Source organism: Curtobacterium sp. MCSS17_005 (assembly GCF_003234225.2).
Lineage (GTDB): Bacteria > Actinomycetota > Actinomycetes > Actinomycetales > Microbacteriaceae > Curtobacterium > Curtobacterium flaccumfaciens.
The window spans coordinates 1,418,072-1,444,234 of sequence record NZ_CP126258.1 but is presented as its reverse complement, the minus strand read 5'-3'; the positions used below and the strand labels follow the sequence as shown (position 1 = coordinate 1,444,234).

Below are 26,163 nucleotides of genomic sequence, written 5' to 3'. Positions count from 1 at the left end.
GGCGCAGTGGGCATACACATCGACGAACTCACCTTCGGGTACCGGCGCGACCACACGGTGCTCTCCGGGTTGTCGACGGTGTTCCCGACCGGAGCGAGCGTCCTGCTCGGGCCGAACGGCGCTGGCAAGTCGACCCTGCTCGGGCTCATCGCCGACACGCTCCGCCCCCGCGCCGGGACGATCAGCATCGAGGGACTGGGGGAACCGGGGACGCGCGGAAACCGCCGACGGTACCGCCGCGGCGTCGCATGGCTTCCGCAGCGGAGCGGCGCCTTCCCCGGCCTGACCGCTCGAGAGCACGTCGCCTACTGCGGCTGGTTGAAGGGCTTGTCGCGCGCCGACGCCTGGGATCGCTCGACGGCCGCCCTGACCGCCGTCGATCTCGCCACCCGAGCCGACGCACGAGCGTCCTCGTTGTCGGGCGGCCAGATCCGGCGGCTCGGCGTTGCCGGCGCGCTGGTGCCCGGCGCGCAGTGGATCCTGCTCGACGAACCGACGGCCGGACTCGATCCGGCACAGCGCGCGCGGTTCGCTCGGGTGATCCAGAACCTGCCGACGGAAGTGTCCGTCGTCGTCTCGACACACCAGACCGAGGACGTCGCCACGACCTACGACCACGTGACCGTCCTCGTCGACGGCCGGGTGCCGTTCGCTGGTTCGGTCGCGTCGTTCACCGAGCCGTTCGCAGACCTCTCGCCTGCCGAGGCGATCACCGCTTCGTACGCGCGGTTCACGAGTGAGGACGACTGATGCACCCGATCATCCCGTGGCGCAGCCGAGCGGCAGTGTGGCTCCTCATTCCTGGGTTGCTCGGCGTCGTCGCGTACAGCGTGCAGTTCGCAGATGAGACGACCGTCGCCGGCTACTGGCCCGCCGCGATGGCCGGCTCCGCGATCTACCTGGTCTTCTCGTGCGGCGTCGCGGCCACGGCTGGCGCCTGGGAAGGGAAGCGCTTCCGGGCCGCGGCGCCGGTGATCGAGTCCAGCAGCCGATCCAGTGCAGCAGTCGTCACCGATCACCTGTGGACACCACTGGCCGCTGGTCTGTTGCTCCAGCTCGTCGCGGTCGCACTCATGAGTCGGGACACCTGGGGCACTCCCGGTGGCCCGTCGCCCCTCGTCGGCCTGGCCTTCGCGGGGATCCTGTTCTTCCACAGCTGCATCGGATTCGCACTGGGGCGGTGGGCCCCGCCGGTGGCGTCCATCCCGCTGAGTCTGCTCGTCTCGTACAGCTGGCTCGGCTTCACCTGGTCCGTGGACTACTTCCCGCTCCGGTACCTCGCCGGACTCGTGATGGCGGACTGCTGCTCGGTCGAGACCGCGCTCGACACCCGGGCACCGGTCATCGCGACGGCGTTCAGTCTGCTCGCCGGGTGCAGTCTGCTCGTCATCGCGGTCGCTCGACGCTCGAGTGGTGACCGTGCGCGCCGGTACGGACTCCAGATCGGCGCCAGCTCGTTCGTCGTGATCACCCTCATCGCGCTGACCGCCGGCTTCGGCCTCGGCGCGGCACCGATCGTCGACCGCCCGCAAACGCAAGCGATCTGCAGCGGCGCGGCGCCGACGATCTGCCTCTTCCCGGAGCAACGCACCGCCGACGACTCGCAGTCGGTGATCCGGAAGGCCGTGGAGAACCTCGGCCGCTCGGGCATCACGGTGCCGTCGACCATCCGGGCGAGCAACGCACCGTCGTCGCCCGACGTCCTGAACATGATCGTCCAGGTCCGGATGACCGACGCGGACGTGCTCCACAGCATCACCACCTCCTTGCTCGGCGACGCCGAGGTGGCGTACTGCGGCGCCGAGGAGGACGACGCCGAACGCCTCAACGATGCCGCTGTCGCCAACCGATGGCTCATCGACGTCGCTGCCGAGGGCATCGTGAACGCCGACCAGGTGGAACCCGCCCTCGAGCTGGATGACCCCGACGTTCTGCGAGCCCTCCGTCGTGCTCCGGCCCCCGCTCAGGCCACGTGGGTCACCGCGACGGTCGACCGGCTGACGGATTGCTCGATCGGCCACATCGCGGTGCCGTCCTCGTGATCTGGTGGCTGCGTGTCCACCGAACCCTGCCGTTGCTCGGACTCACGACCGCCCTGACGGTGCTCTCGATCGCGCTCGGCCCGATCGGCATGCTCTTCCCCTCGTTCGGCGGCGGCGCACCGTTCGCGCTGATCCCCGTCGCGGCCGTGCTCCCGCTGGTGATCGCCATCGCGACGAGCGCTTCGGTCACCCGCGCACCGTTCCCCGCGCCCACTCGGCGGACGGACCTGCTCGAGCTGGCCGCCGTCATCGCGGTGGTCGCGCTGGTGACCGTCACCGCGAGCATCGGGCTCGCGATCGGCGCCGCACCCGAGGCCTCAGTCGCGACCGCCCGGAACACGATCGCGTTCTGCGCGCTCGCGCTGGTCAGCCGAGCGGTACTCGGCGATCGGTACCAGTCCGTGCCGGGCGTGCTCTACCTGTTCGTCGCAGCGCTGTTCGGTCGGGGGACCCCGGACCAACCAGCCGGATGGGCCGGAGTCGTGTCTACGAACACCGATCCGGCGTCGTGGGCGTTCGTCCTCCCCCTGGTGATCGCCGCCACCGTCAGTCCGCTGGCACACAGGTCGGGCAGAACGATGTAACGCGCAATTTACTTTCAGCACTGGCGCTCACCTGCGAAAGACGCTTTCATGGCGGGATGACGATCACCGAGCGGCCCGAGCGGCCCGAGCGGCCCGAGCGGCCCGAGCGATCCGAGCGCGCCGACGCCTTCGCCCTCGTCCGCACCCAGTCGGCGAGCATGCCGTCGAGCATGCGCGCCATCGCCGACGCCGTCCTCGAGGACCCGGCAGCCGCGGCCAACACGAACGCCACCGACCTCGCAGCCCGAGCCGGGGTCTCCCCCGCCACCGTCTCCCGCTTCGCCCAACACCTGGGCTTCACGAACTTCGCCGCCCTGCAGCGCAGCATGACCCGAGCAGTCGAACGCGGGATTCACGAGCGTGAGTCCACCGAAATCCACGCCGGTGTCGCGGTCGACGACGACGTCGCTACCGTCATCGCGAAGGTCACCGAGGACGTCCGCGCGGTGATGGCCGACACCCGCGCCGCACTCGACCCGCACGCGCTCGAGGCAGCGGCAGCCGCCGTGAGCGACGCCCGCCGCGTCGTCCTGTACGGCGTCGGCGCGAGCGGCATCGTCGCCCGAGACCTGCACCTCAAGCTCGAACGCATCGGCATCGTGAGCTCGATCGCCGACGACCCGCACAACGCCCTGACCCTGGCGAGCGTCATCGGCGAGCACGACGTCCTGGTGCTCGTCAGCCACTCGGGCTCCACCGTCGAGACCCTCGAGGTCGCCCACGCCGCCCGCGCTCAACATGCCACGATCGTCGCGATCACCGGCCACGCCACCGCCCCGCTCGCCACCACCGCCGACCACGTCCTGCTCGGTGTCGCCGGTGCCGAGAGTGCCTTGCGCCCCGCGGTCATGGGCAGCCGGATGAGCCAGCTCGCCATCGTCGACACCCTGTTCGTCGTCGTCGCGCAGCGCACCGACGAGCGCTCCCAGCCGCTCCTCGCCCGCAGCCGCGACGCCGTCCGCACCCACCACCGGAACTGAGCACCACCATGAACCAGACGCATGAAAGCCACGACGCCCTCCGCGACGAACTCGCGGCCCTCACCACCGAGGCGACCGACCACTCGCTGGACGACATCGACACGATCTCCACGCTGGAAGCTGCCCAGCGCATGAACGCCGGCGACCGCAGCGTGCCTGCGGCACTGGAGCCGTGCCTCCCGGCCATCGCCCTGGCGGCAGACTCGATCGCCGCAGCGTTCGCGCGTGGTGGCCGACTCGTCTACGTCGGCGCCGGCACGCCGGGCCGGCTCGGCGTCCTCGACGCCAGCGAGTGCCCGCCCACCTTCGGCACCGACCCGAGCCAGGTGGTCGGCGTGATCGCCGGCGGCCACCCCGCCCTGACCACCGCGGTGGAGGGCGCGGAGGACGACGAAGCCGCCGCCGTCCGCGACCTCGACGCGCTCGGCCTGACGGCCGACGACGTGGTCGTCGGGATCAGCGCGTCCGGCAGGACGCCCTACGTGATCGCAGCCATCCTGGAGGCCCGGCGCCGGTCCGCCCTGTCGGTCTCCGTGGCGTGCAACCCCGACTCGGCCGCGGGGCGGGAGGCCGACATCGCCATCGACGTCGTCGTCGGCCCCGAGTTCATCGCCGGCTCGACCCGCCTGAAGGCGGGCACCGCGCAGAAGCTCGTCCTGAACATGCTCACCACGCTCGCGATGGTGCGCAGCCACAAGACGTACGGCAACCGCATGGTCGATGTGCGGGCGACGAACGCGAAGCTCGTCGCCAGGGCGTTCTCGCTCGTGCAGGACGTCTCCGGCGCTCCCCCCGCCGAGGTCCAGGCGGCGCTCGACGCCTCGGACGGCGAGGTGAAGACCGCCATCGCCGTGATCCTGACCCGCGCCTCCGCTGCCGACGTGCGTGCTCGCCTCGAAGCTGCTGCCGGCTCGTTGCGCGCCGTGCTGTAGACCTCGTTCCCCCTTTTCCGTTTCCTTTCCCCCGAGGAGCACAGCAATGCCCGATGCACAGCAACTCGCCCAGCAGATCCTCGACGCCGTCGGCGGTTCCGCGAACATCGCCGAGGTCGAGAACTGCATGACCCGCCTGCGGGTCGAGGTCGTGTCCGATTCGTCCGTCGCGCTCGAGGACCTGAAGGCCACCGACGGCGTCATGGCCGCCATCGCGGCCGGCTCGAACCTGCAGATCGTGCTCGGCCCGGGTCTCGTCGACCGCGTGGCCGACGGCCTGGAGGCCCTACGCGCGGCCGCCCCGCCGGCTGCGGCTGGTGGGCCTGGTGCGTCGCCTGAGGAGCTCGCTGCTCGCGGTGCGTCCATCAAGGCGACCGCGCGGTCCCGCTCCGACGGTCGGACCATGCGCGCGATCCGGAAGATCTCCGCGATCTTCATCCCGCTCATCCCCGCGCTGATCGCCTGCGGGCTGATCGCCGGGATCAACGGCATCCTGACGAACCTGGGGTGGGTGCCCGGGGTGACGCCGTTCCTCGGGGTGCTCTCGTCCGGCTTCCTTTCCCTGCTCGCCGTGTTCGCCGGCATGAACGCCGCGAAGGAGTTCGGCGGCACGCCCGTCCTCGGCGGTGCCGTCGGCGGGATCATCGTCGCGGCCGGTGTCGCGAACGTCACGGTGTTCGGCGAGACCCTGGCGCCCGGGCAGGGCGGTGTGCTCGGTGCGCTGGCCGGCGGCATCCTCGCCGCCTACGTCGAGCGCTTCATGCGCCGGGTCACGCCGGACGTCATCGCGCTCATCGTGGTGCCGACCGTCACCGTGCTCGTCGCCGGTTCGATCACCCTCGGCGTGCTCATGTCCGTCGCCGGTGTCGTCTCGGTCGCGATCGGGACCGCTGCGACCTGGCTGCTCGCGAACGGTGGAGCCTTCGCCGGCTTCGTGCTCGGAGGCCTCTTCCTGCCGCTCGTCATGACCGGCATGCACCAGGGGCTCATCCCGATCCACACCACCCTGATCGACCAGACCGGGTGGACCGTGCTGCTGCCCGTGCTGGCGATGGGTGGTGCTGGGCAGATCGGTGCGTGCATCGCGCTGTGGGTGCGGTTCCGGTCGAACGCTTCGCTGGTGCGGACCATTCGGGGTGCGCTGCCCGCCGGGTTCCTCGGTGTCGGAGAGCCCCTGATCTACGGCGTGACGCTCCCCCTCGGGCGGCCGTTCATCACCGCGTGCATCGGTGGTGCGTTCGGCGGCGGTGTCGTCGGGCTGTTCGACCAGCTCGGGCACTCCGTCGGGGCGATCGCCATCGGGGCCTCGGACCTGTCGCTCATCCCGCTGCTGAACGGGTCGTCCGGGTATGGGTGGGCGTTGCTCGGGTACGGGTCCGGGCTCGTGGTGGCATACGTTGTGGGGTTCGTGGCGACGTTGCTGTTCGGGGTTTCGGCGTCGGTCAAGGCCGACCTCGAGGAGCAGTCCGCTCCCGGAGCACCGTTTGACCTGGTGTCGTCAGCAGAGTCCTTAGACTCCAGCTTGTCGATGGCGTCAGCCGCCTCAGCCGAACGCTGATTCGCTTGGGCGAGACGACCCACCTCGGCGACGCCTCGGTCGCCGAGTCGACCATCACAGCAGCAGCCGCCGCTGCGCCACGCTCGCGTTCACCACGCTGCGCATCCGGAGGACTTCGCCGAGCGCGCCCGCACCTCTACCACTAGTCCGGAAGCTTTGACTTGCTGCATCAAAGTGAGCCCGAGGTCGTGCGGGATCCGCCAGGATTAGTCTCGGGCGTCACGTTTCCCTTGCCCGCGCGCTTAATAGGCCAAGTCGCCCCGCCTCATTCTGTCGTCATGGAACAAATGCTGTCAGGCGAAGTGAATGTGAAGGGCGAAATCCCGAAAGCACTGGCGAGCACACGGCCTGTCATTGTAACCAATCGCGACGAAGGCCTGCCGACGAACTTCCGCGACCGTATATCGCCGACGCGCACGAGGAGACTTCTACGATCACCAACCGAGGATCTGGGCGTACTCGGTGGGAGTAACGTAGCGACCCTTGGCGCTGTCACCGGAGGAACGCATAACCTGGCGATAAAGAATATTCAGCGCACGCCAGTCTGTGTCGGTACCGCCGAGGGCGGTCAGTGCCAGTCGATCAACCGCGTCGGTCACATTTCGGAGATTGCTCCACCGGACGTTGAAGTAGTACTTCTTCGCGTTGATACTGACGAAGGTTGCCGACGGGATCGCTGCGTGCACGGCCTGGACCGCGGCGGACCAGCCCGGCGTTCCCGCCGCGAGCTTCGCCAGAGCGCGAGAGGCCTCGAGCTCACGCGCATTGATGTGGAAGTCATCTCCGAGCAGCACCCACCAGAGATAGGAGATCTTCCCACCAAGAACGCAAACCACGTCGGCGACGGATTCGCCTTCGAACAGCCCGATCTTTTTTAGGCCGGAATCGACTTGCTCGAGAACGCGCCCATCGGCGTCCACCACCGGCGAAGCAGCTGGCAAGACCGGTACCCAGTAGGCAGCGGTTGGCCGGACGTGAGCAACGTCGCTACTCCTCGCTCCTGCGACTGGCCTAAGCTCCGAAAGCCGCTGCAGGATCGGAGCGGCCACCCCGCCGCGTACAGGCCACTCGCCATCTGCACGCCGCACACTTGCGTACTCGATTGTCGGCAGAAGCCAGGGCCGCTGGACGGCCTTGTGCAAATGGTGGCGCGTCGCCCGGATGCCCTGCCCTGGACCGAGGACCAAAATCGTGTTCCGCACTCGGACGTGCGAAGGGAAGAGTCCGGCGGGGATACGCCCGAAGGTTGCCCACCACTCGCTTCCGGACCGCTTTGCGATGACTTCCCGGAGTGGACGATAATCCTCGCTGATCGCGAGCGCCGCCATCACAATGAAGGCGTGCCGACCCGTTGGGGCAAGCAAGGACAGACTTCGCTCGTAGCAAACGGCGAAGAGGTCCGGGCAGCGACTTGTCTCGTAACCAATAGCCGTGTACCCGGGCAACTGCCCCATACGCACATACGGAGGATTTCCGATAATCACATCGAAACCCCCGCGACGAAGGACCGCCGGAAACTCGCAGAACCAATGGAATGGTCGAACCTTCTCCAACCACTCGGGATAATCCTCTGCGGCAACGCGGGTCACCTCCGCATAAATTTCATTAGACGCATCGCGAAGTTGTTGCTCCTTTAGCTGAAGCTCCGTTTTCATCGAATTCAGCTTCGGGCTTGCCCATTCAACAGCCGTCACAAACTCGTCGTATAAGTTTGCGTAGTCGTCAATTTTTGGTTGAAGCGCGGTGAGTCGAGCAGATGTGAGCAGATCAGCCCCGACGCGGTCGACGTCGTCGGTGTCCTTGAATCCGACAACGAGGTTCCCGACCTTGAGATTGAAATCCAGATCAGGTAGCGGCTGGAGCTCCTCGCGACGATCAACGCAAGCGGCGAGCGCGAGGAAGATGCGAAGCTTCGCGGTTTCGATTGCCCCGGGCATAAGGTCGGTGCCATGGAGGTTGCGGATGGCGATGTGCTTGCGGATGAAGTACCGCGCGCTCGGCTGCGCGTCAACTTGCTGCAATAGCGCAACTACGCCTGCACTGCCCTGCACTGTTCGAGCCGCATCGATGACGTGCGCGTAGATGTCTTCCAACGATTCCAGCGCTGCAAAAAGAAAAGCGCCCGACCCACATGTCGGGTCAAAGATCGCGAGCTCCGTCAGCGCCCGAAAGAGCCCGGCGATGGTGACCGGACTGCTCACCCGGTCAATGGCGTCGGTCAGGAGCAGGGAACTGTTGAGGTTCTCCGTGACCAAGTCGTTCACGGAGGCGATCTCGCCCGCCGCGATCCGTGATCGCAGCGATTCAACGCGCTCGCGACGATGGAACGTCTCTACCCAGGTCTCGGCCGCCAGCTGCGCGGACTCATCACCCGAACCGGCGTCGAGCGCTGACCACCCCACTGGGTCACCCGCCCAAGCGATCGAGAGCCCTTCGGACGTATCGACCCAATCTGACGCTGCCGCATTCCACCCGTGGAGCATCGCCGGCTGGATGTATCGGTCCGGGTCCGCCTGCAAGAGGTCAAAGACCGGCACGATGCCGACAACGTTATCGAGCACCCGGGGCACCAGCGTTTGGGCGACCATGTGGGCCGTGACATCGTGTGCCGTGTAATACGCGCCATGCTCCTTCTTCCCGGAGGTGGCGAAGTTGATGTACTGCTCGAAAATGTAACCGATGACCTCAGGGTTAATCTCGTTCGGATTCCCAGTCGGCCGCGTATCAAGATGCCAATTAAATTCGGCGAAGAAGCTCAGTATTGACTCGAACGCACTGTCAGGCACTACGAGCGTATCGGCGCACTCTTCCTCCAGCTGGGTACGACCAAAGATGCCGCCATTAACATATGGCACATTGCCGAGCACTCCTGCAATCTCTGGATCAGCGACCTGCTGGGCCGGATCGTTGAGTTTGTCAAAAAAGAGGGGAAGAAGCGCGTCACGATAGAAACTGTAGTACTGATCCGGGCCGCGAAGCGCTCGAACTGACGCGAGCGTGTTCTCCAAGTAGCGGGAGTCGCCGTTCAGAAACTCCTTCTTCTGCATAAAGTAGAGAAACATCAGGCGGTTCAGCAGTGTCGTCGCGTAATCAACTCGGTCCCCCTCGGGGATCCCAACGATTGCCCTTGCCAGACCGTCGTGTTCCGTCTCGAACCGGTCGTAAAACTTCCTGGTGACATTCGTCGCGTCGAAGTTGCCATGCACCCGATCACGAACCTGCGCGAGCGTGATGCCACGAGAGTGCTCGACGGTCGTGAATTCAAGACCGGTGAGCCGCTGGGCTAGAAACGTTGGCAGCGAGTTTGGCGCCGTCTCCACGGACTCGAAAGTTGTTGTCCCAGCGTTGGTGCGCCTCGGCCAGTGCCAGAACCACGCATCCGGCCCCTGGAACACCTGCATTCGCTCAGGCGACAGCTGGGCGAGTTGCGAGTCAACCTGCCGCATGCGCTGTCGTGTTGGTCGTTCTGGCATCTTGATCGCATAAACGCGAAACCCTTTGAGGCTGGCAATAAGTGTCGGCGCAAAGTCGTCGCCGTCTACCTGTATTGGCAGCGTGACCTCGGTCGGAGACGACCAGCCAAGCTGCTCGACGAACATCTCGGAGAGTCCGCCCTGAAGGAATGCGTGCTGCAGCGAGGCAGCACGGTTCAGAAGTGTCATGCGTCCGCTCCCTCATTATCTGCGCTAACCGGATTGAAGCCCATTGACGTCACGATCTGCACTCGGTCGGCCCCGAGATCACGAACGTCTACCAGCGCGTTCTCATCGTGAAGCTTGAGAAGCCGCTCAAGCTGTCCGCTGTCGTCGCCAAGCGTCTTGACAGACCGCAGGACGCCAATCAGTTCCGTCTTAATCGCGTCACGGATCGGGTTCGCGGTTGCTGCGTCGATGAGCTGCGCTGCCTTCGTCCGAGTAGTCTCGGGGATGTCGATGCGCTCGACCTGTTTCGCGAGAAAGTCGTAGAGATGCTTGCGCAAGCCGTGGTTAAGCAGCACAGTGTTCTGCTTAACTTGCTCGCTCATTGCCGTTGCGGCTCGTACGACGTGCTCGAGGTGGTCCTCCAGCCGTACCCCTGGCATCTCCAGAACCGCGCTTTCAACCGACTTCAAAGCCTCCATCGGAGTGAGGAAGGTGATGACGCTCTTTGACGAGCGGATGAGCAGATCGGCTCCGGCGTCAGTGCGGCCATACGTCACTACACTTGCCTCAGCGTCAAACGAGACCGCTTTGGTTGAGTATACGACTTCCTGAAGATCGAGCGCGGTTCGACGGTCGCGCTTTTCGGCGCCCTCCCAAATACCGAGCGCATACGACGAGGCATCGACCTCGCCTTCATCCTCACCCAGAACTGCACTACCGTCGAAGAGGCCCTTTATGAAGTCGTCGGTCACGCTAATTCGGAAGAAGTCCTCATTCCCGCCGAGGATCTCTTGGAATGCCTTTAGTCGCGTGTCGAGGCGCTTGAAAAGCTGGATAACCGCCTCGACACCGTCCTGCGGGAGGAAGGACAGCACGCGGATGGTCTTGGCCGTCTGACCGACGCGGTCGACGCGTCCAGCTCGCTGGATGACTTTGATCGTCGTCCACGGCAGGTCCCAGTTAACGACAATGGCAGCGTCTTGCAGGTTTTGGCCCTCGCTGAGCACATCGGTCGTTAGGAGCACATCGACCTCGGTTTCGCCGTCGGGGAGACCACCGAGGTGCGAGTTCGCCTCCGGTGCGAATCTGCGAGCGATCCGCACGGGATCCGTCGAACCGCCACTCGCCGAAGCGTAGGGCTTGCTCGTCCACTTATTTAGATGTGTGGCAATGTAGTCGACCGTGTCCTTGTACTCGCTGAAAATGAGAATTTTCTCGCCCGGTGCGAGTTCTTCGATCATGCTGCCGAGCGCGTGGAGCTTAGTGTCATCTTTTGCGTCCCAGATCCCGTAGGCATCCAGCAGGTCCTGGAGCATCAGGGAGTCGTCGTGCACATGAGCCAGCAGGGTGTCATGAGCGAACAGCTGCGGGCGGGCCCAGCGGATTCCCTTCGGCTTCTTCCTAGCTACGGCCGTGTATGCCGTCTCCGCGTACGTCTCCCACTGGTCCGACGTCCACTTGACGCCCCACGCCGGTGAGGCCGCCTCTGACGCGCCCAGTCCATCGGCGTCGTCGGCGTCCACGTCGACTGCGTCGAGGTCGAAGTAGAGGTCGGAAAAGTTGCCGAGTGGGAGCGGCAGCTCGTGTTGTATCGCGTATTCGAGCACGTAGTTTCGGGCAATCATCCGTTTAATAGTCAGAACAAAAGCATGGGCGCTCGATGCGAGTCGCTTCAGCGCTGTGGTCCGGATGAAGCCGGCTGCCGCGGAGATGGAGGTCCGGAGGTCATCGACGAGATCCGCCTCGGCCTTATCCTTCGGCTTTACGTCTTCATCAAGATACTTGCCAAGCTGGTAACGCGCGTAATTAAGGTTGTCAACGGCATCGAATGTCTCGCTCGTCGCGAGGCGGTCATTCGGGTCGCTTAGACCGCCCGGGTAGCGAAGCGGCTCCGGGCTGCGTTTCGGAAAGTGGAACGCCTGACCGTTCGGGAATTTGAGCTTCACCTCGCCGTTGACGGGGTCCTTCTCGCCGTAGGCCGCTTCGAGGAACTTCCGGGTCCGGCGCACAAGGAACTCGCTCAGAAGCCGCTGCCAGTCCTCGTTGTACTCCGAACGCTCGAAGGCGCTGAGCGAGTCCAGGCGCCCGCCCGTCTTGCGCGCCAGCTCCTGGGGCCCGATCTCGGCGATCAGCCGCTCGGGTCGCACGCCGAGCGGTTCGTCAGACTGAATCTTGAGGCCAAGTTGCCCGCCGATGTCCTTGTGACGTGCGTTGAACATCGTGGCAGTTAAGAGAACTACTTTACTGTCGTTCTCCTCGACGTAGGCATGGATCGTCTCCCACGCTTTGCGGCCCCGGGTGCGCAGGTTATGAGACTCATCGACGAGAACGAGTTTGTAGCGGCGAAGCTCTGGGAGTTCTTTCCGCACCATGCTGAGGCTGAGTACTTTGCCTGGGATGTGGAAGCGGTGTAAGTGCTCCTCCCACATTTTCACCAAGTTCTTGGGTGAGATTACGAGCACGCTCTCACCAACCGTGGCGGCGATCGCCGTACCCGTCAACGTCTTCCCGAGACCGACGACGTCACCAATCACGGCGATGCCCTTCCGCTCCAGGAGCTTGCTCGCCACCTGCACGGCGCTGATCTGGTGCGGTAGCAGGACCTGCTTTACCTCCGATGGGATGTCCAGCGTGAGACCTTCGCGAGCGTCGCGAGACAGCTCGTAGGCGAGGCGGAGGTACACGTGGTACGGGAGCGGCTGGGCCTCACGAACCCAGGACTGCTCTAGAACTTCGATCAGCTCGGTCGTGATGTCGAGGGAGAAGTTGTCTACCCAACGAGCTTCGAACCAGTCGGCGAGCTCTTGCGTAACCTGCAGGTCGGTCTCTTCAAGGCTCAACTCGCCCTGCTTGCTCAGACCCGCCGCCGTGAAATTTGACGAACCCACGATGCCGTGTCTAAATCCGGCCGGTCCGCCAGGCAGATGCGCTACGTAGAGTTTTGCATGCAATGGCGTTCGCGCCGCAAACTTGACGTTCAGCAACCCGTTCTCGAGGTCGCGTCGCAGCTGCCTCAGGCCGTCCTGGTCAGACTGTGTCGGAAGGCCCCAAATGAGCTGCTCGGCGAATGCCAGAACCGCTTCATCCTTCAGCTTGACGGCGGTCGGCAGATCGATCTTCCCGTCCCCCCCCTCGAGCGCCTGGCGAAGGGCCCGATCGGGCGAGGTCACCATGCCGACAAGAAGCCGTACCGGTGGTCGGGAACCGTCGCCGTCCTGCATGCTGCCGATCGCAGCACGAAGGTGCTGCCAGCCTCGCAGGTTGAAGTAGCCCACGCAGGCGTCGAATGCAGTGGCGTGCGGAAGGATGGCATTCAGCGCATCGGCGAGCTTAACTTCACCGTTGTCAACAATTTTACTCATGCTTCTTCTCACTCAGCCCAGCTGGCCTGGGAACCATTCGAGGGTGTGACGGGGGCGGCGGACATCATCGATCAAGAGAACTTCGTTGTAGGTCGTAAACCGCAGCGACGATGGAGCGTCCAAGGTAGTGAGGGCGGCCACCGTCCGACGCTCGCCCGTGTCGAAGTCGATGACGTTGTCGGGCTCGTCCTTCAGCGCGAAGTGACTTGTGAGGTAGACGTCCCGGCCGAATGCGCGCGAAGTGGTGATGTAGCCCTTAATGAGCTCTGGCGTCTCGTCCTCGGCCAGAGCGATAGGGACGTCGACGCCGTGCATGTATTCGGGGCCTTCCATTGAGTCCTTGCCGTACTCGGTCTTAATTGGCACTACGCGGGTGAGAGCGTAGACGGATCGTCGGGCGGCACCTCGATGGCCGCTCGGTCCTGAACCCAGTCGCACTTCACAACAGTACGCCATGGGTTCAGTTCATTGCTGTCGTCGCGATTCTCGCGCTCGCAGTGGGATGACGAGATCAGCCAGGTCGTCAAGGGCCGCGGCCTGACGTGGTTCGACGACTACGCTGACCTGGCTCGCGCCTGGCACAATCACGCGCTGCCGCTGGATATGCGCCAGGCCGTCCGGGATCTCGACGCGGCTCACGCCCGCGGGCTGTGCGAGCGGCGGTCCCACGATTGGGGGGACAACGTGCACCTCGCACGCGATGCCGTCCGTGCGGCTCCATTGGAGCGGTAGCGCGCGGTCTTTTTCACAAGGCACAGGACCTGCCCCGTAATGGTCGCGCCGGTGCACTAATTGGTGGGTCACCGCACCAGCAGGCTGACCCTGACCGGCGACGGGCAGCAGACGATGTACAACGGCGGGTATGCGTTCGGCGAGGTCGGCCTTCACCTGTCGAGCCGATGCTCGATGCTCGATGCTCGATGCTCGATGCTCGATGCTCGATGCTCGATGGCAACCAACAACACATCGCGGGGATCCTCGACTTCGTCCGCAGGATGGTGGCCCACGACCAGGTCGTCGACATCGGGGGCGACGACGGGGTCGGTGACGCTGTGTCGAACGTCTCACGCTCATGCGCTCACCTGCAGATTGCCCGGCCCGAACCTGGCATCGTGGTTCTGGATCTGCGTTGAGTCACGTCAACAGGCCGGCCCAGCTGTGTGAATCAGCTTCGAAACGAGCGCAATCCTTCATCTGAAGCGGCGATCTCGAGCAGGCTGACCGCCGGGATCTCCTCCGCAGGCAAGTTCATGAAACTGGCGATCAGCTCCCCGAAGCCTGCTGCGGATCGGCGCGCTGCACCGGTTTTCGCCCACGCGGCGAAGCGGAGGGTCACGTCCGCGTCCTTGGTGATGATCTCGACGACGGGTGGACGCTCCGGAGCGTCCGAACGCCGGACGTACCGGATGTTCGCAAGGCTCAACTCGGAGTCAATCGCACCAACCCGTCGTAACGAGTCCTGCTTGGTCAGGAGCAGACGTCGGTCGGTAAGGGCAACCCAACCGTCGCTCAGACGAGGAAGGGTGATCCGGTCGAATGAGACGTCAGCAAGCGCGAGGACCTGCTCCCCGGGCTGGAGGCGGAAGGGGAGGATCCGAATGAGCTCCTCCGGAACGTCGTCCTCGAAGACCAGCAAGGACGGAAGCTGAAGGGGCTCTCGGTCAGGTGCCGTCTCGATCCCCCGGATGTGCCCGAGGGCATTCTGGAGCTCACGCACCATGAGGTGCGACTCCTTCGCCGCACGTGCGGTTCCCCCGATCTTGAACGTCCGTTTGCCCGGCAGTTCGGCGATGATCGCAAATTCACGAGCGAGTTGGTCCAGCAGTTCGTCCGTCTGCGCAAGCGACTGCTCGTGCAGGTCGCGGGCGTCGGTCACCAATCCGTCGAGCAGCTTGGCGTCTGCCTCGTTCGTCTTCGCACTCCGCAACAGGTGGCCGGCGCGGAGGGATTGGTAGACGAACCAGGATGTTTGCGAGAGCAGCAGCGCCTGGACATCGGCGATGATCGCCTGTCCGTTGTCGGCGAGGTACTGCTGGCGGTCCTTGTGCCCGATCTTCTTCTCGAGCTCGTCGGCGTATCGCTGCACTGCATGCTTGTTCGCGTCCCACTGCGAAGTGAGTTCACCCTGGTAGCCGCGCACCTCAGCGAAGACCGCGTCGGTTACTTCCCCGATCCGTCGGGCGTGCCGCAGTTCGCGGATGAGGGTCTCGTAGTGTCCGGTCACCGCGGACCACTGGCCCTGGCGCACGACCTGCAGCACCTTCGAGGTCAGTTCCAGATTGTGCTGGGCAACGGCAGCGATCTGGTTCAGCTGGAACTGGATGACCATCAACGTGATCGCGGGCCCCATCGAGGCGAGGACCGAGGCAGTCGTCGCTGCAGTGGCGGGGAGCCAGCGGACCGACGCTGTGAACGAACCGCCGCCGCTCGCGAGGGTCCCGAGGTTCCAGCCGTCCTTGACTATCGGTGTCGCCGTCTTGAGCGCCTCGAGAGTCTGAGGTGCCAGTCGCACGAGTCCCTGGGCCTGCATCGCTGCGTTGACGCCCTGCGCGCCGACGCTTCCAAGGCCGACGGCGTTCCCGACGGCCGTCGAGACTGCGCGCAGCGTTGGCTCGTCGATGAACGAGAACGGAACGACCTCGAGTCCATCCGGGACATCGGTGCCGAAGAAGATGGCGAGACCGTCCTCGAACTCGACCAGCGCCGACGAGGGTGCCTCGTCGTTCTGTGACTCATCCTCGTGCACTTCGTCGTGGAGCTCATCGCTCATCGGTGTCTCCTTCAGCGTTCTGTGTGTTGGGGTTGAGCTGGTCGACAAACCACCTCAGCGCGTCAACGACCTGCTCGCGGGCAGCGGTCGCGTTGAGCACATCGATCGCGAACGACGGCCGCTTGTCGATCCTGCTGGCGGCGAGGTCGATCCCCGGCACGGCATTGAGTCGGCTACGGAACTCTTGCCGCAGCGCGAGGTCATCGAACGGCGGGCGGACTCGTAGGTGCTGGAACACCACCTCGACGCTCCCGGAGATCGGGTAGATCGCGAAGGGCCAGTGCGACGGCCCTTCCTCGGAGCGACGCGGTGCCGTCATGAACGCGCTGCTCTCCCGGTTCGACCCGAACTCGACAGTGCCGCCGAGTTCCTTCCATGCGGCGAAGAGCTCGGAGACGGCGTGGAACGTCGTCGGCGGGTTCGCGCTGGAGAGTTGGCCCATGAAGGTGCCATCCGACACGGCGTCCGTGCCGTTGACTCCGTCAGTGACGAGGCCGACGCGCTCGGCGAGCGCCGCCGTTGAGAGACGGGCGGCCTCGTCGGCGGCGCCGTTCGTCCAGAACCGCAGGCCCTCCTCTTCCAGAACCGCACGGGGGTCTCGATCATCTGACGGGTCCGGCCAACGGGACCCAGGCGAGATTGTGCCGCCGCCCTGCAGCACCCGGTGTGCTCCGATGACCTCGTGGCTCGCTAGATGAACGCCGAGCGGGACCGGGTGCGTGCCGACGAGAGCAGCAACGTCACCGTACGACGACCAGTGGCCGGCGGGGATGGCCATGATCGCTTGGTGTACGAGCGACCAGTCGCGGCCGGTGTCGGATGACTGCAGCCGTTCGTTCGGGCCGGCCCACTGCTCGACGATCCGTTCGGCGAACCATTCACCACGAGCAAGGATCTCGGCGCGCCCCCACGTCGATGCTTCAAGGACAAGCCGGTTCAGACCGCTGAAGCTGCTCTTTCGGAAATCTTCCTGCTTCGAGGGGAAGGGCCGGTTGCTGAGCTCGGAGTTGTACCCGGTCAGCGTCAGGTTGCCGAGCGAGTGCACGAGCTGCTCGTGCACGAGGTCGGCCGTCTCGTCGTCGGCGAGATTGACATCGAGTGCTGCACGCCATTCTGGGGTCAGCGTCTGCGGCAAGATGTGCTCGATCGTCGACTTCTCGACGTCGACCGGTTCCTTCGCGTTGAGTTCCTCCTGCACCCACTTCAGGATCAGCTTCTGCTGGGTCCGCAGACCACGTAGGTAGAACGGCTGGGTGCGGACTGCGTCGCGGATCTGGTCGTCGGTCGAGAAGTACTTTCGCCCGGTCGAGAAGTAGTCGACGAGAACCCGGTCGACCGGTCGATCATCAAGGACGCCGCACGCCTGAAGGATAGTGCGGTTGAGGCCCTGGCCCGAGCGCCCACCGATGGTCCGGCGAACGATGTAGGACTCGACTGCTGCGAGCGCGCCCGCGACCTGCTCCGTGTTGCTGGCGCCGGCGGCGCGCCGTGCGAGGAGCCGAAGGGTGAGCGGCACGGTGGTCGTCGATCCCCACTCCGCCAGGTGCTGCAGGTGCTTGCGAACACCGGGGTCAGGCTCGCGGGAAGGCTCCCGGATCACCTCGAGCTGCTCGGACAAACGGCTGAAGCGTTCGATCTCTGCGAGGATCTGCTCGTCGTCCATCTTGGCAAGCCGCGCCTGCTGGTAGCTGTAGATGTCGCCTTGCTTGAGCAGCGGTTCGTCTGCGACGGCGTCGAGCCAGAAGATCAGCTCGAGGTCGTTGACGCTGAGCCGGCGCTGCATCGGGAGCCACCACGACGTGTACACCGACTCCCCACGGGACCCGAGTCGCATGAACAGGTAGTTGCGGACGAGGTCACCCTGCGTCAGTCGGAGGCCCGTGTTGTTGAGCGACTCGAAGATCCGGTAGACGTTGTCTTCGTCGCGAGCAGTGATGGACACGAAGCTCAGACCGCCGAGGACGGCCTCGCGGATCCGTTCGATGTCGTGGGGATCATCCGGGTCGTCGGCGAGCTCGAGCTCGCGACGGAAGAACGAGTAGGCGTCGCCCACCCCGGACGTGGAGTCGGCACCGACTGCGCCGTCGACGACGGCTCGGAAAGAGTCGCGATCCGCCTGCGTGGGCAAGAGCTTGAGTCGGGCGTCGCCGGGCTTGAAGCGGTCCGCGATGTACTGCTCGTGGATGCTCTCGGCAAGCATTGGTTGGTCGGTCTGGTGCATCCGCAGGTAGTCCCGGAGCGCGCACAGCAGGATCGACAACGTCGTCAGTCGCTGCTGGCCATCAACGACGAGGAACTCCATGCCGGTCGGCACGATTGCTCCGGTCGAGAGCACGAGTGAGCCCATGAAATGCGTCGCGCTCGGGTTCGTCCTGCGGGTCTCGGCGAGTTCGAGGATGTCGCTCCACAGGCGCTTCCGCTGACGCACCTCCCACGCGTAGGGCCGCTGGTAGAGCGGCACCAGGTACTGCTTGGGTCCGCCGAGCAGTTCCTGCAGGGTGGTTTCACGTACGTCCATGTATCGTCCTCCGTCATCGAGATCCTAGGGACAGAACCGAGTCCTTCTCGACACTGGCGGCCGCTGTCCACGCTTCGTCTCGGCACTTCGGCGGGAACCCGCAAGCGATCGTTTACTGATGTGTAACGTATCGATTGGAAAGCCGTCGCGCCGAAGCACCCCAGAACAGGTGCTCCCGGAGCGGCGTCGCATCCACGAGGATGAATCAGCACCGCACGCTCCGGGGACGGCGAACGGTCGAGACGAACAGATCCTCCGAGGGGCAACACCATGACGATGGCCGGAGAATCCGCAGGGGTCGAGGCACACCGCCAGCGCAGCCATGCACGCGAACTCCGCCGCCAGGCGGACGACGCCGAGCAACGCGCTGCCCGCTTCGAGATCGCCCACCGCACCGAGAGCGAGACCGCGCGGATCCTCGCCCCCCTCGCCGGCATCGGCTACCACCTGCTCGCGGACCGCAGCTGGCCAGGCAGCCGCACAGCGCAGGTCGACATGGTCGTCGTCGGCCGCGCCGGCGTCTTCATCGTCGACACGAAGGCCTGGCGCGAGGTCGCGGTTTACGGCGACCGGATCACCCGCGGCCAAGAGGACGTCACCGACGACATCGCCCGACTCGCCGATCTCGCGTACAGCACCGAGGCAGCACTGGCGGACACGGGCCTGGCGCCCGGCGAGGTGCATGCGGTCGCCGCACTCGCCGGCCAGAAGCGCATGCACGCTCGCGTCGCCTCGGTCGATGTCATCGGGGCGCACGACCTCCTCGGCCACATCACGAAGCGTGGAGCCCGATTGTCCGCGTCCCGCGTCGACGAGGTCCTCGCCGCGATGCTGCACCACTTCCCCGTGATCGGCGACGGCGGAGCAACACCGCCACAGGTCGTCGTCCCGGCACCGGTACTCCCCCGCGAATCCGACGTACTCGTCCCGACGGTCGACACCGCGGACGACGAGCTGACCGACCAGCTCCTCGACGGCGTGCTCGAAGCGCCGATCGAGGACTGGATGGCGTTCCTCGACCCGGCACAGGCCAAGCTCGTCCGCCGCAGCTTCAACGGCCCGGCACGCATCCGCGGCGCTGCCGGCACCGGCAAGACCGTCGTCGGCCTGCACCGGGCCGCGTACCTCGCACGCGCGACCGGCGGTCGCGTGCTGTTCACGACGTACATCAGCACTCTGCCGAAGGTCCTCGAGTCCCTCCTCGAACGCCTCGCGCCCGACATGGTCGGTCGCGTCGACTTCATGGGCGTCCACGCGTTCGCCACGCGCCTGTTGAAGGAACGCGGCATCGCGTTCCGCACTCCTGGACGGGAGGCCCAGCTTGCGTTCGACGACGCGTGGAACGCGATCCGCGCCTCCAGTCCGTTGCGGTCGTCGCGATTCTCGCGCTCGTACTGGGAAGACGAGATCAGCCACGTCATCAAGGGCCGCGGCCTGACGCGGTTCGACGAGTACGCGGACCTGGCTCGCGTCGGGCGCAAGCACGCGCTCCCGCTGGAGACGCGGCAAGCCGTCTGGGACCTGTACGAGGCGTACGCGCGCGGGCTGCGCGAGCGACGGGCGCACGACTGGGAGGACATCGTTCTGCTCGCTCGCGACGCGGTCCGCGCGGTGCCGCTCGAGCGGTACGACGCGGTCATCGTGGACGAGGCGCAGGACCTATCCTGCGCGATGGTCTCGCTGGTGCACCAGCTCGTGGGTGACCGGACCGACGGCCTGACGCTCATCGGTGACGGCCAGCAGACGATCTACCCCGGCGGGTACACGCTTGGCGAGGTCGGCATCAGCCTGTCCGGACGCGGTGTCGTGCTCGACGTGAACCACCGGAACACCGCCGAGATCCTCGAGTTCGCGAAGGAGATGGTGGCGGACGACCAGTTCGTGGACATCGAGGGTGTCGACGGAGTCGGTGACGCGGTGTCCGACGTCTCCCGCTCCGGTGCCGCCCCGACGACGACGCAGTTCGCGAGTCGTGCGGACCACGACCGGGCGATGCTCGACCGGTTGACCGAGGTCCTCCGGCTGGTCGGGACCGGTCACGGTGACGTCGGCATCCTCACGGCGACGAACCGGCAGGCGAACGATGTCATGGAGGCGCTCGGGCGAGCTGGCGTCGCGACCGTCTCACTGCAGCAGTACGCGGGGCGGAGCTCCGACGGGGTTCGAGTGGGGACCGTCAAACGTGCGAAGGGTTTGGAGTTCAAGCAGGTGCTCCTCGCGCACGTCGACCCCCGGCTGCTCGATGCCGCGGGCGAAGGATGGTCCGACGCAGCCCGTGAACGTCACGAGCGCGGAAAACGAGAGCTGTACGTCGGTATGACACGAGCACGGGACGGGCTGTGGGTAGGAGTCCGCGCCCGGGAAGGAAACAACCGGTGACCAACAAGGGCTTCGCAGTGGTCGACCTCGAGACGACGGGGCTGTCTCCCAAGACAGGCCACCGAGTGATCGAGATCGCCGTCGTCCTCGTCGACGAACACGGGCGGATCGAGCGCGAGTTCGAGACAGTCGTCAACCCGAACCGAGACCTCGGGCCCACGCACATCCACCGTCTCCGCGGAGCGGACGTCATCGGTGCGCCGACGTTCGGGGACATCGTCGGCGACCTGACCGACCTCCTTCAGGGACGGACGCTCGTCGCCCACAACGTGCGCTTCGAGGTCTCCTTCCTGCAGGCGGAGTTCGCTCGCGCCGGCGCGCCGTTCCCGTGCACGACGGACAACTCGGTGTGCACGATGCGGCTCGCGAGCACCTTCCTGCCCGGCGCCGCGCGGAACCTCGCCGACTGCTGCTCCGCGTTCGACATCGACCTGGTTGACGCGCACGAAGCACTCGCGGATGCCCGCGCGACCGCTCGGCTCCTCGGCGCCTACATGCAGGACCCCGCGGAGGACCGGCGGCGCTGGGACGAACGTCTCGAGACCGGCGTCACACTCACGTGGGGACACCCCCGAGCGAGTGGACCGGAGTGGCTGCCCCGACGCCGCACCTCGGCCGCCCCAGCTACGAGCGCGATGGACCGCGCGGTCGAACTCCTGCCGGCGAGCACCGACCACATCGAGCGGGAGTACCTCGCACTCGTCGACCGCGCCGTCGCGGACGGGTTCCTCAGCATCGACGAATCAGTCGCGCTCGACGATCTCGCCGAGCACCTCGCGATGCCGGCGGATCAGCGTGCCCAACTCCACCAGGAGTACGTGCACACGCTCGCCCGCGCCGCCCTGTGCGACGGCTTGCTCGATCCCTCCGAACGGGCGCAAGTCGACCTCGTGGCCGAACTGCTGCGCGTCCCGTCCGACGTCGTGCGGGCGGCGCTCGCACGGTCCGCCGGGAGCCCGATGCCGTTCGGCACACCGGCTGCTGAGCCGCGGCCACAGCTCGACGCAGCGACGATCGTCGTGCTGACGGGCGAGATGCGTCGCCCCCGAGCGGAAATCGAAGACGAGCTGCGCGCGCTCGGTGTCACCGTGGGCGCCGCGGTGACGAAGAAGACGACCCTCCTCGTCGCGGCAGACCTGGACAGCCTGAGCGGCAAGTCGAAGAAGGCGCGGCAGTACGGTGTCCCGATGATCGACGAGGCGACGCTCGATTCAGCGCTCATTTCAGCCCGTGCCAGTGATGACGGCGGCTCGTGGCAAGGTGAGTCGGTGTCGGCGGGGGTTCCCGTACAACCGTCGGCTGCTCCGGAAGCGCCGTTCACCGAACCGCGCTCACGACCTGCACGAGAGGACGCTGCGATGACGAACGGCCCCGAGGATATCGAGTACGTCGGAGCAGCGCTACGAGTCGCGGTCGCCGGCCTGGAGCCGTTCGTCAGTGACGTCCTGCAGCCCCGCATCTCGTCCGGAGCGCGGTGGCCCCAACTCATCCAGCTGCTCGACCAGCAGAAGCACGGCCGGTCGAACACCCAGTACGACGAACACGACCTGCAGGTGGTCCTCCGTGCCCTGACAGAGAAGTTGCCGCAGCTCGGATTCCCCTTCGACCTCGACCACAACGGGCGACGACTCGCCGGCGAGCTGCGCGATGTCCGGAACCGATGGGCACACAACGCCGTCTTCGACGAAGCAGACACCTACCGGGCCCTCGACACGACAGTCCGCCTCCTCGAGGCCGTGGGTGCCGAGGAGCAAGCTGCGGAGGCGACCGAGCTCCGACGGGCGTTCCAGTCGTCAATGGCAGAGCGGACCGCGACGCGCGCGACCACGGCGCCCGTGGAGGCGACGCACGCAGCCTCGGCTACCGATTCTGCCTCGGCTGCATCGGCATCGGGCGCGCCAGGGGCCGCGACGAGCTCCACGAAACTCGCGATCGAGTGTGCACCGCTCATCAGCTACGCGATGGCGCACAACCGGATCGCGGTGGTGAACGCTGTCCGCATCCGTCACGACGGCGTGAACGTCCGAGACGCGCGGCTCACCATCGAGGTCTCCTCAGCCGGGCTCTCGCTCGGCGAGCCGAGGGAGCACTTCTTCGACCTCGCGCCGCAGTCCGAGATCGAGAAGCACGACCTCGGGTTCCGGCTCGACCCGGCCGTCACCGCGACGGTCGAGGCCGCTCGTCCTGCCGTCGTCACGGCCACGCTTCGCGACGGCGACGAGCTTCTCGCCACGGCCGCCGCTGAGGTTCACCTCGTTGCCGCCCACCAGTGGGTCGACGGCGGCACCCAGCTGTCGGAGGAGATGCTCGCGGCACACGTGCAGCCGAACCATCCGGCGCTGACCTCGCTCCTCGACGAGGCCTCGACGATCTTGGCGGTCGAAACGGGGCGAGCGAGCCTGAGCGGCTACCAGGAGGGGCCGGAGCGCGTCGATGAGACGGTCGCTGCGATCGTGCGGGCGATGCGCGACCGCCAGGTCCGCTACAGCATGCCGCCCGCGAGCTGGGCCGGCGCGGGCCAGCAGGTCAGAACCCCGGCAGAAGTGCTCGAAGGCCGGTTCGGCACCTGCCTCGACACGACGGTGGTGCTGGCTGCTGCGCTGGAGTGGGCGGGGATCCGCCCGCTGCTGATCGTCATGCGCCGGCACGCCTTCCTCGCCTACGCGCGCTTCGACACACCGATGCCGTCACTCGTCTCTCCCGGGGTCACGCTGAAGAACCTGGTCGACATCGGGGCCGTGACCCCGATAGAGACCACGATGCTCACCACCGACGGCTCGGCGGCTTCGCTCGCCGACGTGATCGCCGCCGGGGCACGTCACCTGTCGGAGGAGCTCCACGACATCCAGGGGGTCGTCGACGTCTTCCTCGCACGCCGGAGCGAGATCCTCCCGTTGCCGGCGAGGACCATCACCGAAGACGGAGAGGTACGCGTCGTCGAGTACCAGGTCGAGCACGCGCGTCTCGCTGAGTACGTACCAGCGGACTCCGGTGCAGCGACCGAGTCCGCAGAGGACTCCACGCCCCCTCGCGTGAAGCAGTGGAAGAACAACCTGCTCGACCTGAGCCTGCGGAACCGCCTGATCAACTTCACGGACCGGGCCCGCTTCGAGCTGTACCTGGCGTCGAACGGACTCGCCGAGTTCGAGGACTACCTGAACTCCGGCAAGCCCTTCACGATCCGGGCCTCGAACGACCTCCCCGAGGTGCTCCTGCAACGCGGCGTGCGGTCAGCGGCGTCCCTCCCCGACGATGACAAGACCGAGCTGTTCCGAGGCAACAAGACGGTCTACGGGGACGTCTCCGTCGACCGCTACTCACGCCACTTCCAGACGCTCGCGCACAAAGCGAAGACCGTCGTCGAGGAGACCGGATCCAACAACCTGTACATCGCACTCGGGTCGATGGTCTGGACGGTCAAGAGCAAGCAGGTCCGTTCCCCGCTCATCCTCGTGCCCGTCACGCTGAAGGCCCGGACGCGCGGCGGCGCGTACGAGGTCGTCCTCGACGAATCCGGCATGTCCACTCCGAACTACTGCCTCCTCGAGAAGATCTGGGCCGAGCACCGCATCCGGATCCCTGCGCTCGCCGACCCGAAGTCAGACGCGTCGGGCATCGACGTGGAGCAGGTCCTGGCGGGCACGCGAGCGGCGATCCTCCGTGCCGGCATCGACGCCGTCGTCGAACCCACGGTCGACCTCGCCATCCTGCAGTTCGCGAAGTTCCGCCTCTGGAAGGACCTCGACGAGAACTGGGCGGCACTGTCGAACAATCCGCTCGTGCAGCACCTGATCGAGTCACCGACCGAGCGCTTCGTCGGCGACCAGGTCGACCTCGAACACGCCTCGGCCGGGACGGACGAGCTCGACGAGCTGTTGTCCGACCTCCCCGTGCCGGCTGACTCTTCGCAACTCGAGGCGGTCGCTGCTGCGATGGCCGGCCGCACGTTCGTGCTCGAGGGCCCGCCCGGAACGGGGAAGTCGCAGACCATCACGAACCTGCTTGCGAAGTCGATCGCCGACGGCAGGCGCGTGCTGTTCGTCGCAGAGAAGCGCGCCGCCCTCCAGGTCGTTCAACGACGACTCGACGCGGTCGGACTCGCGCCCTTCACCCTCGACCTGCACGACAAGGGAGCGAAGCCCGCTGAGGTTCGCGCTCGTCTCCGAGAGGCTCTCGCGCAACGGCCGCGGGTCGACCAGGAAGCAGTGGTCCGCACCGGCGACGCAGTCTCACAGAACCGCCGCGGCCTCAGCCGGTACGCCCGGAGGCTGCACGAGACGAACGAATCTGGTCGCTCGTTCTACATGGCACGCAACTCGGAGCTCGCGACCGCAGACATCACGCGGACACTCGAGATCCCGGTCGACGTCGCGGCACGCATCACCGAGTCGGACATCAACTCGATCCGTCGAGCGCTCAGAGAAGCGCCGGACGTCGCACTGCGGGCGCGCCCGGTCGCCGACCACCCATGGGCCTTCGCCTCGGCCGGTACCGATCCCGAAGTCCTGCGTGCCCGCGCCGTCGCGTTCGATCGTGCGGTCGACATGGTCCCGGCGCGCGACGACCCGACGCTCGGCTCCTACGCCGAAGCCCTGACCAACGCCACGAGGCCAGAGCACTTCCGAGCCCTCGCCTCGATCGTCGAGGCACCGCCCGTCACCGCGGCCGTCCTCACCGAAGCCGGGACGCAGCGGTGGCGTGATGCGACAGCCGCCGTTCAGGACCAGGTCCACTCGTTCTCGCAGCGCTACGCCGACGTGCTCGCAGTGATCCGCCCGGAATCGCTTCGAGCGGATCTCGCTGCGATCGCCAGGGAGGCCGCCACCGCCGCGACGTCGAGCATCTTCGGTCGCAAGAAACGCCTTCAGAGCGTTGCCGACGAACTCGCGCCGCACGGGGTTCCGGGTGTGGTCGTCGACCCGGACCGGCTCGTGGCGCTGACGGCGCGCGCGGCGGACATGCAGCAGGCTGCTCGGGACCTCGCGAGCAGCATCGCTGTGATCCCGGGCCTCGTCATCCGCGCGGGATGGAGTCCGCTCGACCAGGACGCCCCTGCGTCGCTCGCGACCGAGGTCCGGTGGTTGAGCTGGTTGGCCGATGTGACCGGCGGTACGAGCGAGGATGCGAAGGACCGACAGTTCCGTCGATCGTTGTTCGCCTACACGACCCGTTCCGGTGCTCCGCAGCCCGAGCTCCGCGACCAGGTCGTCGCATTCTCGTCCGCTCTCGAAGTGCTCTCCTCGAGCGCGGCGTGGCTCCGCTGGCTCGGCGAAGAGCTGCCGACCAACCGCTGGAACGCGACCCGCGACCCGCGACGGGCGTTCGGGAGCATCTCGTGAGGGGTGCACTCCCGAGGCCTGGGCGGACTGGCTGTCGGTCCTCGAGCCGCTCCGCGCC

The 26,163-nt window shown here is 66.2% G+C and carries 14 protein-coding genes; 9 read left to right on the top strand and 5 right to left on the bottom strand.

The window, feature by feature from the left end; all coding sequences use genetic code 11:
* Positions 1–6 precede the first annotated feature (6 nt).
* The 6 genes from DEJ20_RS06935 to DEJ20_RS06910 are packed head-to-tail and all read left to right on the top strand — an operon-like array spanning position 7 to position 6,096.
* Positions 7–750 carry an ATP-binding cassette domain-containing protein gene (locus tag DEJ20_RS06935; protein ID WP_220035016.1) on the top strand — a complete coding sequence of 248 codons (744 nt, stop codon included), beginning with the start codon at positions 7–9 and terminating at the stop codon, positions 748–750.
* On the top strand, positions 750–2,042 hold the full coding sequence (locus tag DEJ20_RS06930) for a DUF7224 domain-containing protein (protein ID WP_111236095.1): 1,293 nt from the start codon (positions 750–752) through the stop codon (positions 2,040–2,042). Before DEJ20_RS06935 ends, DEJ20_RS06930 begins: the two co-directional genes overlap by 1 nt.
* 32 nt (positions 2,043–2,074) lie before the next feature.
* Positions 2,075–2,626 (top strand): hypothetical protein, encoded by a 552-nt coding sequence (locus DEJ20_RS06925; RefSeq protein WP_146245470.1) that lies wholly within the window; start codon positions 2,075–2,077, stop codon positions 2,624–2,626.
* 56 nt (positions 2,627–2,682) lie between these two features.
* The gene (locus DEJ20_RS06920; protein ID WP_181431608.1) at positions 2,683–3,606 is read left to right on the top strand and encodes a MurR/RpiR family transcriptional regulator; all 924 of its coding nucleotides are present in this window, start codon (positions 2,683–2,685) and stop codon (positions 3,604–3,606) included.
* An 8-nt stretch (positions 3,607–3,614) separates the two neighbouring features.
* Positions 3,615–4,538: an N-acetylmuramic acid 6-phosphate etherase gene (gene murQ, locus DEJ20_RS06915; RefSeq protein WP_111236097.1), complete on the top strand. Its 924-nt coding sequence runs from the start codon at positions 3,615–3,617 to the stop codon at positions 4,536–4,538.
* A gap of 46 nt (positions 4,539–4,584) precedes the next feature.
* Complete coding sequence (locus DEJ20_RS06910; RefSeq protein WP_111236098.1) at positions 4,585–6,096, top strand: PTS transporter subunit EIIC; 1,512 nt, start codon at positions 4,585–4,587, stop codon at positions 6,094–6,096.
* Positions 6,097–6,530: 434 nt separating this feature from the next.
* On the opposite strand, the gene DEJ20_RS06905 is transcribed toward DEJ20_RS06910, so the two are convergent.
* The 3 genes from DEJ20_RS06905 to DEJ20_RS06895 are packed head-to-tail and all read right to left on the bottom strand — an operon-like array spanning position 6,531 to position 13,465.
* Entirely contained in the window at positions 6,531–9,758 is a 3,228-nt protein-coding gene (locus DEJ20_RS06905; RefSeq protein WP_146245471.1) for an Eco57I restriction-modification methylase domain-containing protein, read from the bottom strand.
* Entirely contained in the window at positions 9,755–13,099 is a 3,345-nt protein-coding gene (locus tag DEJ20_RS06900) for a helicase-related protein (protein ID WP_111236100.1), read from the bottom strand. The genes DEJ20_RS06905 and DEJ20_RS06900 overlap by 4 nt, the downstream gene beginning before the upstream one ends.
* Before the next feature lie 12 nt (positions 13,100–13,111).
* Positions 13,112–13,465 carry a hypothetical protein gene (locus tag DEJ20_RS06895; protein ID WP_146245472.1) on the bottom strand — a complete coding sequence of 118 codons (354 nt, stop codon included), beginning with the start codon at positions 13,463–13,465 and terminating at the stop codon, positions 13,112–13,114.
* Positions 13,466–14,040: 575 nt separating this feature from the next.
* Here DEJ20_RS06895 and DEJ20_RS06890 point away from each other — a divergent pair.
* Positions 14,041–14,232, top strand: coding sequence for a hypothetical protein (locus DEJ20_RS06890; RefSeq protein ID WP_111236103.1), 192 nt, complete (start codon positions 14,041–14,043; stop codon positions 14,230–14,232).
* Between the two features lie 32 nt (positions 14,233–14,264).
* On the opposite strand, the gene DEJ20_RS06885 is transcribed toward DEJ20_RS06890, so the two are convergent.
* Both DEJ20_RS06885 and DEJ20_RS06880 read right to left on the bottom strand, forming a co-directional pair.
* A complete protein-coding gene (locus DEJ20_RS06885) occupies positions 14,265–15,869 on the bottom strand; it encodes a hypothetical protein (RefSeq protein ID WP_111236104.1) in 1,605 nt (534 codons plus the stop codon).
* Positions 15,859–18,387: a GmrSD restriction endonuclease domain-containing protein gene (locus tag DEJ20_RS06880; RefSeq protein ID WP_111236105.1), complete on the bottom strand. Its 2,529-nt coding sequence runs from the start codon at positions 18,385–18,387 to the stop codon at positions 15,859–15,861. Before DEJ20_RS06880 ends, DEJ20_RS06885 begins: the two co-directional genes overlap by 11 nt.
* A gap of 270 nt (positions 18,388–18,657) precedes the next feature.
* On the opposite strand from DEJ20_RS06880, the gene DEJ20_RS06875 reads away from it, so the two are divergent.
* Complete coding sequence (locus tag DEJ20_RS06875; protein WP_220035017.1) at positions 18,658–20,766, top strand: nuclease-related domain-containing DEAD/DEAH box helicase; 2,109 nt, start codon at positions 18,658–18,660, stop codon at positions 20,764–20,766.
* A complete protein-coding gene (locus DEJ20_RS06870; RefSeq protein WP_181431609.1) occupies positions 20,763–26,105 on the top strand; it encodes a DUF4011 domain-containing protein in 5,343 nt (1,780 codons plus the stop codon). The genes DEJ20_RS06875 and DEJ20_RS06870 overlap by 4 nt, the downstream gene beginning before the upstream one ends.
* The last annotated feature ends 58 nt before the right edge of the window (positions 26,106–26,163 follow it).